The sequence below is a fragment of the uncultured Streptococcus sp. genome (assembly GCF_963521865.1).
Lineage (GTDB): Bacteria > Bacillota > Bacilli > Lactobacillales > Streptococcaceae > Streptococcus.
Window position 1 is genome coordinate 1 of the sequence record NZ_CAUQWY010000036.1, and the last position, 16,107, is coordinate 16,107.

15 protein-coding genes are annotated in these 16,107 nt (G+C 35.8%); 1 reads left to right on the forward strand and 14 read right to left on the reverse strand.

All coding sequences use genetic code 11. The features are described from left to right. Nucleotides 1-174: 174 nt before the first annotated feature. The gene (locus tag RWO85_RS08365; RefSeq protein ID WP_314415287.1) at nt 175-1,341 is read left to right on the forward strand and encodes an IS30 family transposase; all 1,167 of its coding nucleotides are present in this window, start codon (nt 175-177) and stop codon (nt 1,339-1,341) included. Between the two features lie 269 nt (nt 1,342-1,610). Here RWO85_RS08365 and RWO85_RS08370 read toward each other — a convergent pair whose 3' ends face one another. From RWO85_RS08370 to dnaA, 14 genes are all read right to left on the reverse strand, one after another. Beyond that, nucleotides 1,611-2,090, reverse strand: a complete 480-nt coding sequence (locus tag RWO85_RS08370) for a sigma-70 family RNA polymerase sigma factor (RefSeq protein ID WP_314415289.1) — start codon at nt 2,088-2,090, stop codon at nt 1,611-1,613. A gap of 120 nt (nt 2,091-2,210) precedes the next feature. After that, nucleotides 2,211-4,169, reverse strand: a complete 1,959-nt coding sequence (gene ftsH, locus RWO85_RS08375; protein WP_314415291.1) for an ATP-dependent zinc metalloprotease FtsH — start codon at nt 4,167-4,169, stop codon at nt 2,211-2,213. A gap of 15 nt (nt 4,170-4,184) precedes the next feature. Then, nucleotides 4,185-4,727: a hypoxanthine phosphoribosyltransferase gene (gene hpt, locus RWO85_RS08380; protein ID WP_049535534.1), complete on the reverse strand. Its 543-nt coding sequence runs from the start codon at nt 4,725-4,727 to the stop codon at nt 4,185-4,187. 4 nt (nt 4,728-4,731) lie between these two features. Next, nucleotides 4,732-6,009 (reverse strand): tRNA lysidine(34) synthetase TilS, encoded by a 1,278-nt coding sequence (tilS, locus tag RWO85_RS08385; protein WP_314415292.1) that lies wholly within the window; start codon nt 6,007-6,009, stop codon nt 4,732-4,734. Further along, nucleotides 6,006-7,274 carry a serine hydrolase gene (locus RWO85_RS08390; RefSeq protein WP_314415294.1) on the reverse strand — a complete coding sequence of 423 codons (1,269 nt, stop codon included), beginning with the start codon at nt 7,272-7,274 and terminating at the stop codon, nt 6,006-6,008. Before RWO85_RS08390 ends, tilS begins: the two co-directional genes overlap by 4 nt. Continuing rightward, nucleotides 7,267-7,389 (reverse strand): SP_0009 family protein, encoded by a 123-nt coding sequence (locus tag RWO85_RS08395; RefSeq protein WP_268717720.1) that lies wholly within the window; start codon nt 7,387-7,389, stop codon nt 7,267-7,269. Before RWO85_RS08395 ends, RWO85_RS08390 begins: the two co-directional genes overlap by 8 nt. 4 nt (nt 7,390-7,393) lie before the next feature. Continuing rightward, entirely contained in the window at nt 7,394-7,762 is a 369-nt protein-coding gene (locus RWO85_RS08400) for a septum formation initiator family protein (protein WP_000041905.1), read from the reverse strand. Further along, a complete protein-coding gene (locus tag RWO85_RS08405; protein ID WP_001234978.1) occupies nt 7,755-8,021 on the reverse strand; it encodes an RNA-binding S4 domain-containing protein in 267 nt (88 codons plus the stop codon). Before RWO85_RS08405 ends, RWO85_RS08400 begins: the two co-directional genes overlap by 8 nt. Before the next feature lie 57 nt (nt 8,022-8,078). Further along, nucleotides 8,079-11,588 carry a transcription-repair coupling factor gene (mfd, locus tag RWO85_RS08410; protein ID WP_314415296.1) on the reverse strand — a complete coding sequence of 1,170 codons (3,510 nt, stop codon included), beginning with the start codon at nt 11,586-11,588 and terminating at the stop codon, nt 8,079-8,081. Then, the gene (gene pth / locus RWO85_RS08415) at nt 11,589-12,158 is read right to left on the reverse strand and encodes an aminoacyl-tRNA hydrolase (protein WP_314415298.1); all 570 of its coding nucleotides are present in this window, start codon (nt 12,156-12,158) and stop codon (nt 11,589-11,591) included. Between the two features lie 71 nt (nt 12,159-12,229). Then, nucleotides 12,230-13,345: a redox-regulated ATPase YchF gene (gene ychF / locus RWO85_RS08420; protein WP_004269823.1), complete on the reverse strand. Its 1,116-nt coding sequence runs from the start codon at nt 13,343-13,345 to the stop codon at nt 12,230-12,232. 190 nt (nt 13,346-13,535) lie between these two features. Continuing rightward, nucleotides 13,536-13,730 (reverse strand): DUF951 domain-containing protein, encoded by a 195-nt coding sequence (locus tag RWO85_RS08425; RefSeq protein WP_000285186.1) that lies wholly within the window; start codon nt 13,728-13,730, stop codon nt 13,536-13,538. 64 nt (nt 13,731-13,794) lie between these two features. Then, nucleotides 13,795-14,931 (reverse strand): DNA polymerase III subunit beta, encoded by a 1,137-nt coding sequence (dnaN, locus tag RWO85_RS08430; RefSeq protein WP_000581173.1) that lies wholly within the window; start codon nt 14,929-14,931, stop codon nt 13,795-13,797. Nucleotides 14,932-15,089: 158 nt separating this feature from the next. Next, the coding region (gene dnaA / locus RWO85_RS08435) for a chromosomal replication initiator protein DnaA (RefSeq protein WP_314415299.1) at nt 15,090-16,107 on the reverse strand (1,018 nt) is incomplete at its 5' end.

Genomic DNA, 16,107 nt, shown 5'->3' on the forward strand with positions numbered 1-16,107 from the left:
TTATACCCACTTTTCTAACTTTGTCAACTACTTTTTTTATCTTTTTTAATTTTTTGTATGACGGTAACTTCTCAAAGTAACTTCCACTTGCCTGACCAAAGTGGAAATTAGTCTAAAACGGATTTTTATGGTGGAATTAAGTGTGAGACGTTTGAGTTAGAAATGAGGTCTACTATGACAAAACATAAACACCTTACCCTTTCAGACCGTAATGATATCCAATTAGGTTTAGAGCGCGGTGAAACCTTCAAAGCTATTGGCCAACTTATTCTAAAAGACCCAACTACTGTTTCCAAAGAAGTCAAGCGAAACAGACAAGTCCGAGAGTCTACATGCCATAACCTTCCTTGCCCTCTACTCAATAAAGCCCCCTTTGTCTGTAATGGCTGCCCTAAAAGAAGACAAAACTGTGGCTATCAGAAAATCTTCTATCTCGCTAAACAAGCTCAAAAGCAGTACGAACAAACTCTTGTCGAAGCTCGTGAAGGAACTCCTCTTAATTCTCAGACTTTCTGGGATATGGACAAAGTCATTTCTGATGGGGTTAAAAAGGGACAACACATCTATCATATCCTCAAGACTCATAACCTTGATGTCAGCTCCTCAACCGTCTATCGACATATCCGAAAAGGGTACCTGTCTATCGCTCCGATTGACCTAGCCAGAGCCGTTAAATTTAAAGAAAGACGGAAAAGTAAGCTACCTTCCATCCCTAAAGAAGCCAAAAAAGGCCGTTCCTATGAGGATTTCCTAAATTATTTAACCCTTAACCAACTGAATTCTTGGCTGGAAATGGATACAGTTCTGGGTAGAATGGGAGGTGAAGTCCTACTGACCTTCAACCTGTCTTTCTGTAACTTTATCTTCGCTAGGCTTCTGGATAATAAAACTGCCCTTGAGGTTACCAAACACCTCTATGATATCAAGAACACTCTTCACCAAGCGGACAAAGATTTCTTCCAACTCTTTCCTGTCATCCTGACAGATAATAGTGGAGAGTTTGCCAGGGTTGATGACATCGAAATGGATGTGCGAGGAGAGAGTAAACTCTTCTTTTGTGACCCTAATCGCTCTGACCAGAAAGGGAGAATTGAGAAAAATCACACGCTGATTCGCGATATCCTTCCTAAGGGAACTTCTTTTGACAACTTAACTCAAGAGGACATCAATCTAGTTTGTTCGCATGTCAACAGCGTCAAACGTGCTGCTTTAAATGGAAAGTCAGCCTATGAACTCTTTGCCTTTACTTATGGAGAAGAGATTCCTAAGCTTCTTGGCATTTCTGAAATACCCGCAGAAGACGTCTGCCAGTCTTCTAAATTACTTCAACATAAGTTCTAAAAACTAATCTTTAACCCCATTCAAACGTCTCACACTAACTTCCACCATAGCGGAACTTAATCTGAAACGCTTTCAGATGAGGGGATTTTGTGCGCTCTTTTTTTCGATTCCTTTCGGCTACAGAAGCTATGAAATCAAGCATGAGTAAAACCAGTGGAACTTACCCTGACACGGAATTCTACTGGTTTTTATGATTTTTATCAGACTAACTTCCACTTCTACTAGCGGTGGAACTTAATTTGCGAATTTAGCTTTTTTTGTATAACTTCCTAATGAGTACGGATATCAAACTCTTTAAACACAATACGTAAGTCTCTTAGGACTCTTTGACGACCTCTAAATCGTTCATTTCTTAAGACGCGTTCTAACTCTTCTTGTTTGTCTTTACTTTGTTTGCTTCTATAATCTCTTAGGGTTTCATGAAAGAGATAATAGTCATCTAGCCACAGACCTCCCTCACTGATACGATGACTAATCTCACCTACTTCTTCATAGGGTTCTTTATCATATCTTCGTTTTTGACTTTCCTGCTTACGGATATAATCTAAAATGCGATTCCGGAACTTAGTTTTGAAATATTTACGTAAACGTGGCATATCTTCTGATAATCTTTCTTCTCTACTAATTAATTCATGCAAGCAGATCATCCCCTCTTGGTCCCAATCCGATAGTTCCCATAAATGAAGGTAATACTCATTTCTACACTTATACACAATCCCTTGGACTTCTTCATATAATTCTTTAATCATAATGTTCCCCTTTCTAGATACAGTCTAACAAATAATGAAGCTAATTTGATTCATTTCATCCATTCTGTTCCCTACACCGTCTAAACTGCACAAAAAAGAGAGGACAAGCCTCTCTTGGGGTTATTTTTCGTCATTCATTTTTGACTTCACTTCATCATAAGATAGGGCATGTGATTCCTCTTCTAACGTCTCAGGCATTTTTCCTGTTTCATAAAGAGATTTAATTTGTGTACTATCTAATGTTTCGTGTTTCAATAATGCTTCAGCAATCAATTTGTGAGTTTCACGATTTGACTGAATAATTTCAGCAGCTTTATTTCGTGCTTCATTCAATAATGAACGAACCTCTTCATCAATTTCATAAGCTGTTTGCTCTGAAATTGATTTTTGAGGGCTCCGTGCACCAAACATGGCATGGTTTCCTTCATATTGTACTGGGCCAAGTTTTTCACTCATACCGTACTCTGTAACCATTGCACGCGCCATCTGTGTAGCTTGTTCAAAGTCGTTTGAAGCTCCTGTAGTTTGGACATTAAAGATAATTTCTTCAGCTACACGTCCACCCATTAAACCAGCCAATTGCTCTTTCATATCTTCTTTAGATAGAAGCATTTGGTCTTCCTTAGGAAGTGCAATCATATAACCGCCTGCACGGCCGCGTGGTACGATGGTAACTTTATGAACAACACGGGCATTCGACAAGACTAGACCAACAATGGTATGTCCTGCCTCATGATAAGCAACTAATTCACGTTCTTTTTGTGAAACTGTCTTATCTTTCTTAGAAGGTCCGGCAATAACTCTATCTTCTGCTTCATCAATATCTGAAGCATCAATAACTGACTTGTTGCGACGGGCAGCAACTAAAGCTGCTTCATTCAAGACATTCTCTAAATCAGCACCAACAAAACCTGGAGTTTGTTGAGCCACTAATTTCAAATCAACATCTTCTGCTAAAGGTTTGTTCTTAGCGTGAACTTTCAAGATTGCTTCGCGACCCTTAACATCAGGGCGACCAACCAAGACTTTTCTATCAAAACGTCCTGGACGCAGAAGGGCAGGGTCCAGTACATCTGAACGGTTTGTCGCAGCGATGACGATAATCCCTTCATTTCCCTCAAAACCATCCATCTCAATCAAGAGTTGGTTCAAGGTTTGTTCACGTTCGTCATTTCCTCCGCCAAGACCAACTCCACGCTGACGTCCAACAGCATCAATTTCATCTATAAAGATGATAGCTGGTGCTGCTTTTTTGGCATCTTCAAAAAGAGAACGAACACGACTAGCTCCAACTCCGACAAACATTTCTACAAAGTCAGAACCTGAGATACTAAAGAATGGAACACCTGCTTCTCCGGCTACTGCCTTAGCAAGCAAAGTTTTACCTGTTCCTGGAGGTCCCTCCAAAAGAACACCTGCTGGAATACGGGCTCCAAGTTTTGTAAATCGTTTTGGATCTTTTAAGAATTCAACAACTTCAACTAGTTCTTGTTTTTCTTCCTCAGCTCCAGCAACATCTGAAAATCTTACTTTAATATCTTCTTTATTTGCGGCTTTAGCCTTACTACGTCCAAAACTCATTGGGTTACGGCCATTATTTCCTCCCATATTTCCCATCATAGAGAATAGGAAGAAGAAGAGAATACCGAATGGCACAATGGATACAAGAATATTAATCCACATACCACTTGAACTTTCATGTTTAACAGTTACTTCCGCTTTATGGTCAGAAGCAAGCTTTTGCAATTCTGAAACTGTAGTGTCTGAAGGAAGAATAATACTTGAAAATTTCTCTACTGTTGTAGCAGAAGGAGAAAAGAACTGAATGCCTGTTGCTTCTTTACTTATTTTAGGATTTTTATAAACACCTGAAACTTCGATAACACTGCCATTTGGTTGGTAAGTCAATTCTTTTACATTGTCATCGGTAATTTCTTTTACCAATTCTGTATAATTAATTTGCTCACTTTTCCCTGCAACACTACCTGTACTAAAATACTGGTAACTTGTAACTAGGAAAAAAATAAGTAATAACCATAGAAAAGGATTTTTAATTAAACCATTATTTTGTTTTTTCATTAAAAATTGTTCTTTCTAATTTGAATATACTTCTTCTTTCAATACTCCAACATAAGGAAGGTTACGATAGTTTTCTTTGTAGTCTAAACCATAACCTACTACAAACTCATTTGGGATAGTAAAGCAGGTATAGTCTGCCTCAATTTCTACAACACGTCCTTCTGGTTTATCCAACAAGGTTGCAATTTTAACAGAAGCAGCCTCTCTTGCTTTAAACATATCTCTTAAACTCTTCAAAGTTTGACCTGTATCAATGATATCTTCTACAAACAGAACATGTCGTCCTTTGATATCTTGAGTCACATCTTGCTTGATATTGATAACACCACTACTTGCTGTTCCACCATGATAGCTAGAAACCATCATGAAGTCCATTTCAATATGTGTATCAATATGTTTTACCAATTCAGCCATAAAAGGGATAGATCCTTTTAAAATCCCAATTAAAATCGGATTTTTTCCTGCATAGTCTTTAGTTAGTTGGGCACCTAATTTTTTAGCAGCTTCTGTAATTTCATCGTGTGAAACAAGGATTTTTTTAATATCATTTTCTAACATTTTTTTACCTATCTATTTTTTCTATATAAAGTACAGTGTTCATTATATCATTTTTCGTGTTTTTACTCAAATTACTGGTCGCAATTCCCAAAATTGAGACAATTTCACCAAATTGCTCAATAATCAGAGCAGATTTTCGCTTTTCCATAGGAATTTTCAAATCAATAAATAGACGTCTGAGTTTTTTTCTATGTCCATTTTGAATCAAAAAATCTCCTGTTTTTCGATGACGAATGTGTATGGATGTTTCGCGTGAAACAGGTATTTGTTGAATTGATTCACCTTCTAAAGGAAGTCCAAAGGAAAATATGTATCCTTGATAAAATACCTGATTTTGATAGTGTAACACAAGTTCATCTTCCTTTTCATCAGCCTGCGGACTGATTTTACAAATCCGAAACTGTTGATACTCTTTTATCAATTCATAGCCATTTTTAAGCGGATGACGATACTGGCTTTTAGTTTTTAAAATTTGCCGAACTTCTTCAAACTGAGCTTTTGTAAGATTCAAATCTGGAAAACGATTCAGATAAGTTTGAAGTAAAACTCTTTGTGTCGACTCAGAGTAAGACAATAGCTGCTCTAAATTTTCTACATCAATATTCTTTGATAATTCAGCTATGGCTAAGTCATAATCTAAAATTTCATTTCCGAAGCTTAAGATTGCATCTCTAAATCGAGGATTTTCTTTTTCTAATTCTGGTAAATAAGAGTTTCGAATACGATTGCGAAAATAATGATTTTCCTTATTTGATGCATCTTCAAAGTGAAAAATTGATGGAAAGCCTTTTTTTTGAAAATGCAAGAAGGGCCGAATGATTTCTATCTCTCCGACTACTTGCTTCTCCTTAATCCCTGATAGATAGCGCAAACGAGTGCCTCGAATCAAACGCATTAAAATCGTTTCCACCTGGTCATCAGCATGGTGGGCAGTGACTAAGGCTGTAGCACCTGTCTTTTTCATGACCTCTTTAAAAAAATCATAACGAAAATCTCGAGCCCATGCTTCTGAAAATTCTCTTGAAAAATTGCTGATATAAATAGGAAGCTCTGCTTCAGCAGCCAACTTCCTTAATTCCTTTTCTTCCCAATCTGATTCTACTCTCTGCTTATGATTCACATGAGCTAGAATCAATTCAATTTCTAACTCTTTTTGATAAGTAGATAATACCTTAAATAGAAACATAGAATCTAACCCACCAGAAAGAGCTAGCACCACCTTAGTATGCTTTTTGAAATATCCCTTCTTGAGAAAATGATTTAAAAAATCTTGTTCCCTCATTTTAGAACCTCATAAACATCCTTGGCTATCTTAGAAATCGTATCATAATCAGAATTCTTAGTGAAAATAGAAAGAACAAATGGAGAATCTGCATAGACAACACCCGTATCATGCTCAAATTCGTCCGCATCCCCAATTTTATGAGCTACCTTCACAGAAACACCTTTGGCAATTCGCTCATTATCAAAATTTGTTTTAGTTAAAGATTCCAATACAAATCCATTTTGATTATAAATGGCTTCCATAACCTTCCCAGCCATCTTAGAAGAAATCAATTTTTCTTTTGAATCCCAATCATCTCCCATAATAGCAGACATCTTGGATTTGAATGTGGCATCAGATTGGTTTGAAATGTAATAACCCAATATATTATGAGCTACATTGTCCGATTCTTTAGATACTTTCGTTATTAAGTCCTTGAGAGAATACTCTTTATTATCCTCTTTTTTAGGGAGGCTACCACTTCCCTCTGGTTTATAAGAACCTGGAAAATCATTAACTGCAGATACGTATTTTATAGTCGTATCTAACTGATAAAGACCCTCATTTATTTTTTCTTGCGCATAATAAAGATAAGGTAGTTTCAAAACACTAGCTGCATACATCTTTTCATCTTGATTAATACCAGCTTCTTTTCCAGTAGTCAGTTGCTTAACATAAATAGAAAATGAATCCTTCTGATATTTTTCCGATAACATTTCTTGAACTTTACTCATACGATTATCTTCTTCAGAAGTTGATTCCTTATCTAACCATCCAGCCTGATCAATATGTAGAAATTCTCTTCCTTCTACAAACATAGTCTTATCGATTGATACCTGAGAATAAGCTGATAAGGATGATTTCACTTCTTTTAAATCATAAGGACTATTGTACAGTTTAAAATCAGATTCTAACCATACTTTTTTTATTGTTGGAGTTACCTCTGACTGATCATATAAAAATCGTTTGTCCGCAGCTATAAATTGATGATTTGATAGCTTAAATACTGGAATTCCTTGTTTATTTAAACGCCACTCGGTTATTTGGAAACTTGTTTTTGGAGTTAATTTTCCAGATTCCACAACTAAATCTTCATTCGCATAAACAGGAACCTCTCCATAAACCATAGGAAAACTTAGCTTTTCTCTAAAATAAATACCAAAGTCAGATTGTGAAAGGTAATAAATTTCTTTCGAAGTATAGACGACTTCTTTTTCTGTGCTAACGACTTTTGAAATAGTCAAAAAACTCGGTAGCAACAAAATAATTAAGAATTTACGCATTCTTCCTTTCCTTTTCTTCTTGTAAACGCAATAGTTGATTTTTATCAGACAACTCTTCTAGTTTTTCATCCGATAGATTCAAAAATTGCTCAATTACGTCTAATAAATTTTCCATTTTATCACCTTGGAAGCAAGTCAGGAATCGTATAAACAGCTTCCCGATTCTTAGAATAATAATATTTTGCACGCATGTATTTAGCAGCGTAATCTTCATCTTTCAACTTTGTAGCAAAAGCTGTCTCTTTCTCCTTTTCCTCACTCAAGGTTTGATACTGAGTTTGCAAGTCTGATAACTGTTGACGTCTTTGGAGTAATTGGTGATAACTTTGAGCAAGATTATAAGTTGGTAAAATGAACAATAAAATCATCAAAATAAGAACCCAACCCATGAAACGATTACGTTTTTGTCGTTCTTTCATCAGATAGCGACGACGTTGATGTTCATTTTGAATAAAAGAATTATTCAATTGTACGATATTTTTAGACATTTTCTTCTACCCGTGTTTCACTGATAATTTCATACATGCCTGCTGCATCTTCTTTTTTTGTACTATCTTTCATCTCCAGTACTTTTACAAGTAGCAACTTATTGCCAAAACGAATTTCAACTTGGTCATTAACTTTCAAATCCGTTGAACTTTTGGCCAAGATTCCATTCACCTTGATTCTGCCTTTATCTGCTACTTCCTTTGCAACTGTACGACGCTTGATAATTCTTGATACTTTTAAATATTTGTCTAATCTCATACTTATTACCTCAACTTATTATTGTACCATTTTTATCTGTTTTATAGAAGAAAAATATCAAATGGAATTTTCTTCCTTCGACTCTTTTATCTCTAATAAACTTTCTCCAAAAATGAGCAGACCTTCTAAAATTTCATAGTCCTTCTTGTTTCGGACATCAAATACAAGCTCCATTAATCCCTTATTCTCAGCGATGCCTGCTTTTAAGTTCGTTGCGGATAAAGCTTTAAAATAATCTTGAGCTAAAAACAGTCGTTGAGTGACTTTTTCAAATTGAATTGTAATCTTGTTTTCTTTTCTTTCCACACGTTGAACAAAGACCTTGTCCAAATATGACTTGACTAAACCAATCTCTAAAAGATAGGCTACTACATCTGGGTATTCTCCAAAACGGTCTATCAACTCCTCTTGTAACTCTTCATAATTGACACGGTTGTCAATTTGACGAATTTTCTTGTAAATTTCAATCTTATGTCGTTGATCAGAAATATAAGTATCAGGAAGATAGGCATCAATTTGCAAAATCAACTCAGCATTCCCTCTGGTTCTTGTATTAGTGTTAGCATTACCGTTTCGTTTAGCAATAGCTTCTTCTAGTAACTGCGAATACAATTCAAAACCAACAGAATCAATAAAACCAGACTGGGATTTGCCTAAAAGATTTCCTGCTCCACGAATCGAAAGATCTCGCATAGCAATCTTAAATCCGGAGCCCAATTCTGTAAATCCTTTAATTGCTTCTAATCTCTTTTCAGAAACTTCACTGATTGATTTTTCTGGACGATACATGAGATAGGCATAAGCAATACGATTACTACGACCGACTCTTCCTCTTAACTGATACAAGGTTGACAAGCCCATATGTTCCGCATTTTCAATAAATAAAGTATTGGCATTTGGAATGTCCACCCCTGTCTCAATAATGGTAGTCGTCACCAAGATATCGTATTGTCCCTCAATAAAGTCTAGTAGAGTATTTTCCAACTGGATTTCACTCATTCGACCATGAACATAACCAATCGAAGCCTCTGGAATCAACTCCTGTAATTCTGAAACCTTCTGGTCAATCGTGTCAACTTTGTTGTAAAGATAGTAAACTTGACCTCCACGCTCCATTTCACGCAAGACAGCATCACGAATCACACTATCATTCTTTTCCAAAACATAGGTCTGAACAGGATAGCGATTAGTCGGCGGAGTTTCAATAACAGACAAATCTCTGATTCCCAGCATAGACATGTGAAGGGTACGAGGAATTGGCGTAGCGGTCAAGGTTAGTACATCCACTTGTTTCTTCAACTCTTTCAAGGTTTCCTTATGCTTGACACCAAATCGCTGTTCCTCATCAATAATCATCAAGCCCAAATCAGCAAATACAACATCTTTTGACAAAACACGATGTGTTCCAATCAAAATATCAACTTGACCGTTTTTCAATTTTTCAAGTGTTTCAGTCTGCTCTTTTTTACTTCTAAAGCGACTCAACACATCAATATTAACTGCAAAATTTTGGAATCGTTCCTTAAAATTCGTATAGTGCTGTTGCGCTAAAACCGTCGTCGGAACTAAGACGACAACCTGTTTGTGATTATTGACTGCCTTAAAGGCTGCACGCATAGCAACTTCAGTCTTTCCAAAACCAACATCTCCAACTAAAAGTCGATCCATTGGCTGAGAAGCCTGCATATCTCTCTTGATTTCCTCAACACTACGAAGTTGATCATCCGTTTCAACATAAGGGAAGGCATCATCAAAAGCATGTTGATCTTCATCATCAGCTGAGAAAGCAAAACCCTTCAACTGGCTGCGTTCAGAATAAAGTTTGATTAAATCGTCAGCTATATCCTCTACCTGGTTCTTAACTTTTTGCTTTGCTTTTTTGAAATGACCATCATTTAATTTATTGAGTTTAGGTGCTTTACCGTCACTTGAAACGTATTTGGAAAGTAGATGAATCTGTTCCACTGGGATAGAGATTTGATCACCATTTTGGTATTGGACGCTAACATAATCGCGGTGAATCCCTTTGATTTCAATTGTTTCAATTCCTAGGTATTGACCAATTCCATGAATGTGGTGAACAACATAGTCCCCTTTTTCAAGTTCATTATAATCTTTTAAGCGCTCTGCATTTGAAACATGTTGTCTTCGAAAACGACGTTTCAATTTCTTTTGAAAAATCTCATGTTCAGTAATCAATAGAATTTTTTCATCTACAAAATGAAAACCATGTCTGAGATTCCCCTCGATTAGGTTTACAGATTCTTTACAGATACTTGACTTATCTCTGGAATCCAATTTAATCTGATATTCCTCTAAAACATCCTCCAATGTTTTACTTCCCATTGAATTACTAGACTGAAGAATAATAGTATAATCCATTTTTTTGTATCGCTCAATTTCTTCTTTTAGAAAAGAAAATTGATTGAAAAATTCCTGCATAGGATATTGATTAAATTGATAAATTTGATCAAACTTGAGATTTCCTAACCCCTTTTGCAGATTAGAGAAAAAGGTAACTGGACTCTGTTTTTTATAGATTTGCTCTGTATCTACAAAATACTGCATCTCAGAAAATGCTTTACTGTTCTGTAATTCTTCTGTAAAGTATTGTGCTAATTCTCTTTCAAATACTTCATACTGATTCATTAATTTTTGATAATCATCAAAGAATATTGGGGTATCTTTTTCAATATAGTCAAAAACAGTCCATGTCTTGTCATAACACAAAGATAAAAATTTTCGGGAATCAGAATGCATTTGTTTTTGGTGAAAACTTGAAAAAATTTCTTCTAGGTATGATTTCAAAATAGGTGATAAGGTCTTTGAAATTTGTTTTTCTAAAGCTGACCGACCTCGTTGATAATCCTTTTCTCTCAAAAGTATGTCGCTAGCTGGAAATATAGTGAGTTCTTTCTTATTTTCTTTCGATAATTGTGTTTCTACTTCAAATGACCTGATACCATCGACTTCATCACCAAAAAACTCAATTCGGCAAGGTTCTAACTGGGATATTTCAAAAATATCTAAAATATCTCCTCGCAGACTAAATTCGCCCTGAGTTTGTACTTGTGTAACTTTTCGATATCCAATTTCCTTTAACTGATGGATAAGCGCGTGTTGGTCATATTCTTCACCAACTGTTATTTTTACAATACTATCTTTGAATATATTTGGAGACGGTAAAATCAATCGACTTGCTGCGATATTACAAACTAAAATCCCTTTCTTAGATGAATCAGTCAAAAAACGCAAGGCTTCAACCCGTGAAATGATTTTTTCTTGTGAAGACATCAAAAATTCGACCATAGGGGAGTCATCTACCAAAAATGGATAGACAAGTTCCTCACCCAAGATAGATATAAGATCACTAACAAGTCCTTCTGCTTCTCCATAAGTTGACGTCAATAACACAATCTTATCTTCCTGTCTCAAGCTACTAGCAATTGCTAAAGCTTTTGTAGAAGTTGACAAACCTAACATTAATTGTCTTTTCTTATCTGTTAAATTTTGATGCCATTTTTTAATCTGACCATTTTCTGAGAATAAATCTAATAAGGTCACCATTTATCCATTATACCTCTGCATTGTTTTCTCAAATTTTTTCTCTTGTAAATAATAATTTACAGCTTCGTCAACCTTGTCAATAGACTGTAAAATACCGATATAATCATCCTTGTCAAACGTACTCAAAACATGGTGAACAACTGACATACCACTTTTAGGTCTTCCGATTCCAATCTTAACACGATTAAAGGTCTGAGTCCCTATATGTTGAATAATAGACTTGATACCATTATGACCACCTGCGGATCCCTTTGCTCTTAAACGAATTTTCCCAACTTCCATATCAAGGTCATCATAAATGATGAGTAAATCTTCAATATCCAAACCATAGTAAGTCAATAAAGCATGAACCGCTTTTCCACTTTCATTCATAAATGTCGTTGGTTTGACAAGATAAATTTTTTCTCCATTTAGGAAAAAGGATGCTAGGTCAGCTTGAAATATCTTATCGTGTGTAAAAGTGACATTCTGTTTCTTCGCTATTTTGTCAATCAACATAAAACCAACATTGTGTTTTGTTTCAAAATATTTATCCCCTGGATTTCCCAAGCCTACAAGTAATTTGGTCATTTATTTTTCCTTTCAAAAGCCAAAAGGGTTGGAATTTTTTTCCAACCTAATTGACACTATTTATTAAATTTTTAGACATTAAAGCGGAATTCCATGATATCGCCATCTTGAACGATATATTCTTTTCCTTCTTCACGCAAGCGTCCAGCTTCTTTTACGGCCTTTTCAGAGCCGTATTTAACTAAATCCTCATATGACATGGTTACTGCACGAATAAAGCCTTTTTCAAAGTCTGAGTGGATAATTCCAGCTGCTTGAGGAGCCTTCATACCACGTTTGAAGGTCCAAGCGCGAACTTCTTTTTCACCAGCTGTGAAGTAAGTTCCAAGTCCAAGTAAGTGGTAAGCTGCACGAGTCAACTTGTCAACGCCTGATTCTGTCAATCCAAGTGCTTCAAGAAACTCTTGCTTGTCTTCATCGTCTAACTCAGAAATTTCTTCCTCAGCACGCGCAGAAATAACGACTACTTCAGCATTTTCTGTCGCTGCGAATTCACGAATTTGTTTAACATAGTCGATAGAGTCAGGTTCTGAAACCACATCCTCGTCCACATTAGCAACATAGAGCACTGGTTTAGTCGTCAACAAGAAGAGACCTTTTACAACCTTTTGTTCCTCATCTGTAAATTCGATTGTACGAGCTGATTTTCCATCTTCAAGGACTGGTTTAATCTTTTGAAGAACATTGAATTCTGCTACAGATTCTTTATCTTTTTGCGTACGTGCCATCTTTTCTACACGCGCATAACGCTTATTGACTGATTCTAAGTCAGCAAGAATCAATTCTAGATTAATGGTGTCAATATCTGCAAGTGGATCCACAAAGGCATCTTCACGTCCTTGCTCGCGCATGACATTTTCATCATCAAAAGCACGAACTACATGAACAATCGCATCTACTTCACGGATATTGGCCAAGAATTTATTCCCTAGTCCTTCTCCTTTTGAAGCTCCTTTTACAATCCCTGCGATATCTGTAAATTCAAATGTTGTTGGAACTGTCTTTTTAGGAGTGATCATTTCAGTTAGTTTTTGTAGGCGTTCATCTGGAACTTCTACCATTCCAACGTTTGGATCAATCGTCGCAAATGGGTAGTTTGCTGCCTCTGCTCCTGCTTTTGTAATTGCATTAAATAGTGTTGATTTACCAACGTTTGGCAAACCAACGATACCTGCTGTTAAAGCCATATTTTCTCATTCTCCGTTTTCATTTCAATCCCTAATATTATAACACAAAAAGGGAAAACTTGCTAACCCTCTAACTAAGGGTTCTCATACTCTTCGAAAATCAAATTCAAGCCACGTCAACGTCTCCTTGCCGTACTCAAGTACAGTCTTCGGCTAGTTTCCTAGTTTGCTCTTTGATTTTCATTGAGTATCAGTCAATAATTTTATTCATCTTTCGATCAAAATCATAGCGCCCCATCATGACAACATGGTCACAATTACTGCACTTTATTTTTATATCTGCCCCTACACGTGTAATTTCCCAACGATTTGCTTTTTTACCAGTTGACTTGATTGTACAAGCATGTGGTTTTTTCATTTCAACAAAATTTCCAACTTGATACATACTACTCTCCTTTTCTTTTTCGATTATATCATAAAAGAGGCGAGCTAGGCTCAACCTCTTTCACTTAATTTGTACGAACTGGGGTGATAAGTTGCATGAAGTCTTCGTCAGTATCTGCTGGCACAAGAGTAAATGGACGAACAGCTGAGATAAAGCTAATGGTCACCTTTTCGCTATTTAAAGCTTTAAGAGAATCAATCAAGTAAGTTGGGTTGAAACTAATGGTCAAATCTTCACCAGTAACCTGATCAGTATCGATTTCTTCGTTTACTTTACCAACTTCTGGAGAGTGAACATGAGCGCTAACAACCCCATCTTTAATTTCAAGTTTCACAGTACCATTTTGAGTCGCACTTGATAAAAGACGAGCACGCTCCATTGACTGGCGTAAGTTTACAACATCAAAAGTAATAGTAGTGTTAAAGTCTGTTGGAATCAAGCGATCTGTATCAGGATAGTTTCCTTCTAGGAGACGAGTATAGAAGCTAATATTTTCGCTTCTAAAGAGGATTTGGTTATTGGCAAAGAAAATCTCTACAGTTTCGATATCATCTGTAAATACCGCTGAAAATTCGCGTAGAGAACGGCTCGGAATCACGACATCAAAATCATCACTATTTTTCTCAAGCGTTAATTTTTTCTGGCTTAGACGATGAGAGTCTGTTGCAACTGTTTTTAGCTCTTTGTGTTGACTCAATACAAAATGAACACCTGTTAAAATCGGACGACTTTCTTGTGTACTTGCAGCAAATGCTGTTTCATTAATAATTTTCTTGAGTAATTTTGTTTCAAGAACCAAAGGAGTGCTTGCTGAAATTTCTTGGATTCGTGGGTACTGTTCGCTATCTTTTCCTTTTAGGGTAATTTCTGATTTACCACTCGTTAAAACAATTTGATTTTGTTCAATTTCTTTAAAATCAAGAGTCACATCAGGTAGACTAGATACCACATTGATAAAGAAAGAAGCTTCAAGAAGGATCGAACCTAAAGAAGTAATTAACAAACCAGCATCTTCATTTTTTTGAGAAATAAAATTTTCAATTGAAATTTGACCATTTGAACCAATTAAAGTAACACCTTCATTAGTTACGTCAATTTTTACTGTTGATAAAATAGGAATGGCATTTTTAGAACTAATAGCTCTCTTAGTAGTATTTAATGCTTGTAGAAATAAATTTTTATTAATTGAAAAATGAATCATGGATTCTCCTTTATTTATTTTTAGTATTAGAAGGATAATAGTAATAATAGAGTCTGTGAATTCTGTGGAAAACAGACTTTAAACAAGTCATATCAAGTTTTTTGGATTGTTTAAAAAATGTGGATAAAAAAGATAAAAAAGTAAAAGTTATCCACAAGTTATTTAATTTTCTTTTTGATTGATTCAATTTCTAAACGTAAATTATCGTCTTCATCAATCAAAGATTTAATTTTGGCATGGGCATGAATGACTGTTGTATGATCTTTTCCTCCAAATTCCTTCCCAATTTTTGGAAGACTATTATCTGTTAGTTCTCTAGATAAATACATAGCCACTTGACGGGCTAACACAATATTTTGAAGACGTCTACTTCCCTTCATTTCTTTGACACTGACACCATAAAAGTTACCAACTTCATTTTGGATTTTATCAATTGGGATGACGAGGATTTGGCTAACATCTTGTTTTCGAGCTCTAATAGCTTCTGCAGCAACATCAATTGTAATATCTTTGATTTTCTTTACTCTAGCGACCAAAGTGATATCATTAATTGCCCCTTCGAGATCGCGAACATTTGAATCAAATTGACCTGCTAAGTATTCTAAAGTATCGTTTTGGAAATTGTAATTCAAATGTTCAGTTTTGCTTTGTAGAATGGCAATACGCGTTTCAAATTCAGGAGGTGTAATGTGCTGTGTTAATCCCCAACTAAAGCGCGTGACAAGTCTTTCTTCAAGTCCTTCCAGATGTTTTGGACTTCTGTCACTGGTTAGGACAATTTGTTTTTGCTTGTCGTGCAGTGCATTAAAGGTATTGAAAAATTCTTCTTGTGTTGCAACTTTTTTACCACTTAGAGATTGTATATCATCAATCAATAAAAGATCAAGGCTACGGTATGTCTTTTTAAACTTTTCCATTTCTCCCAGTCTTAGGTGATCAAGAAAGTCATTAATAAAGCTTTCAGCAGGGACATATTTAACACGCGCATCAGGAATGTTTTTTAGAATTTCGTTACCAATAGCATTTAATAGGTGAGTCTTACCAAGACCTGGACCTCCATATATAAAAAGAGGGTTATAGGTCAAAGCTAAATCTTCTGAAACAGCTAAAGCAGCAGATTTTGCCCAAACATTTCCATCCCCTTGAATAAAATTATCAAAGGTATACTTTTCTTTT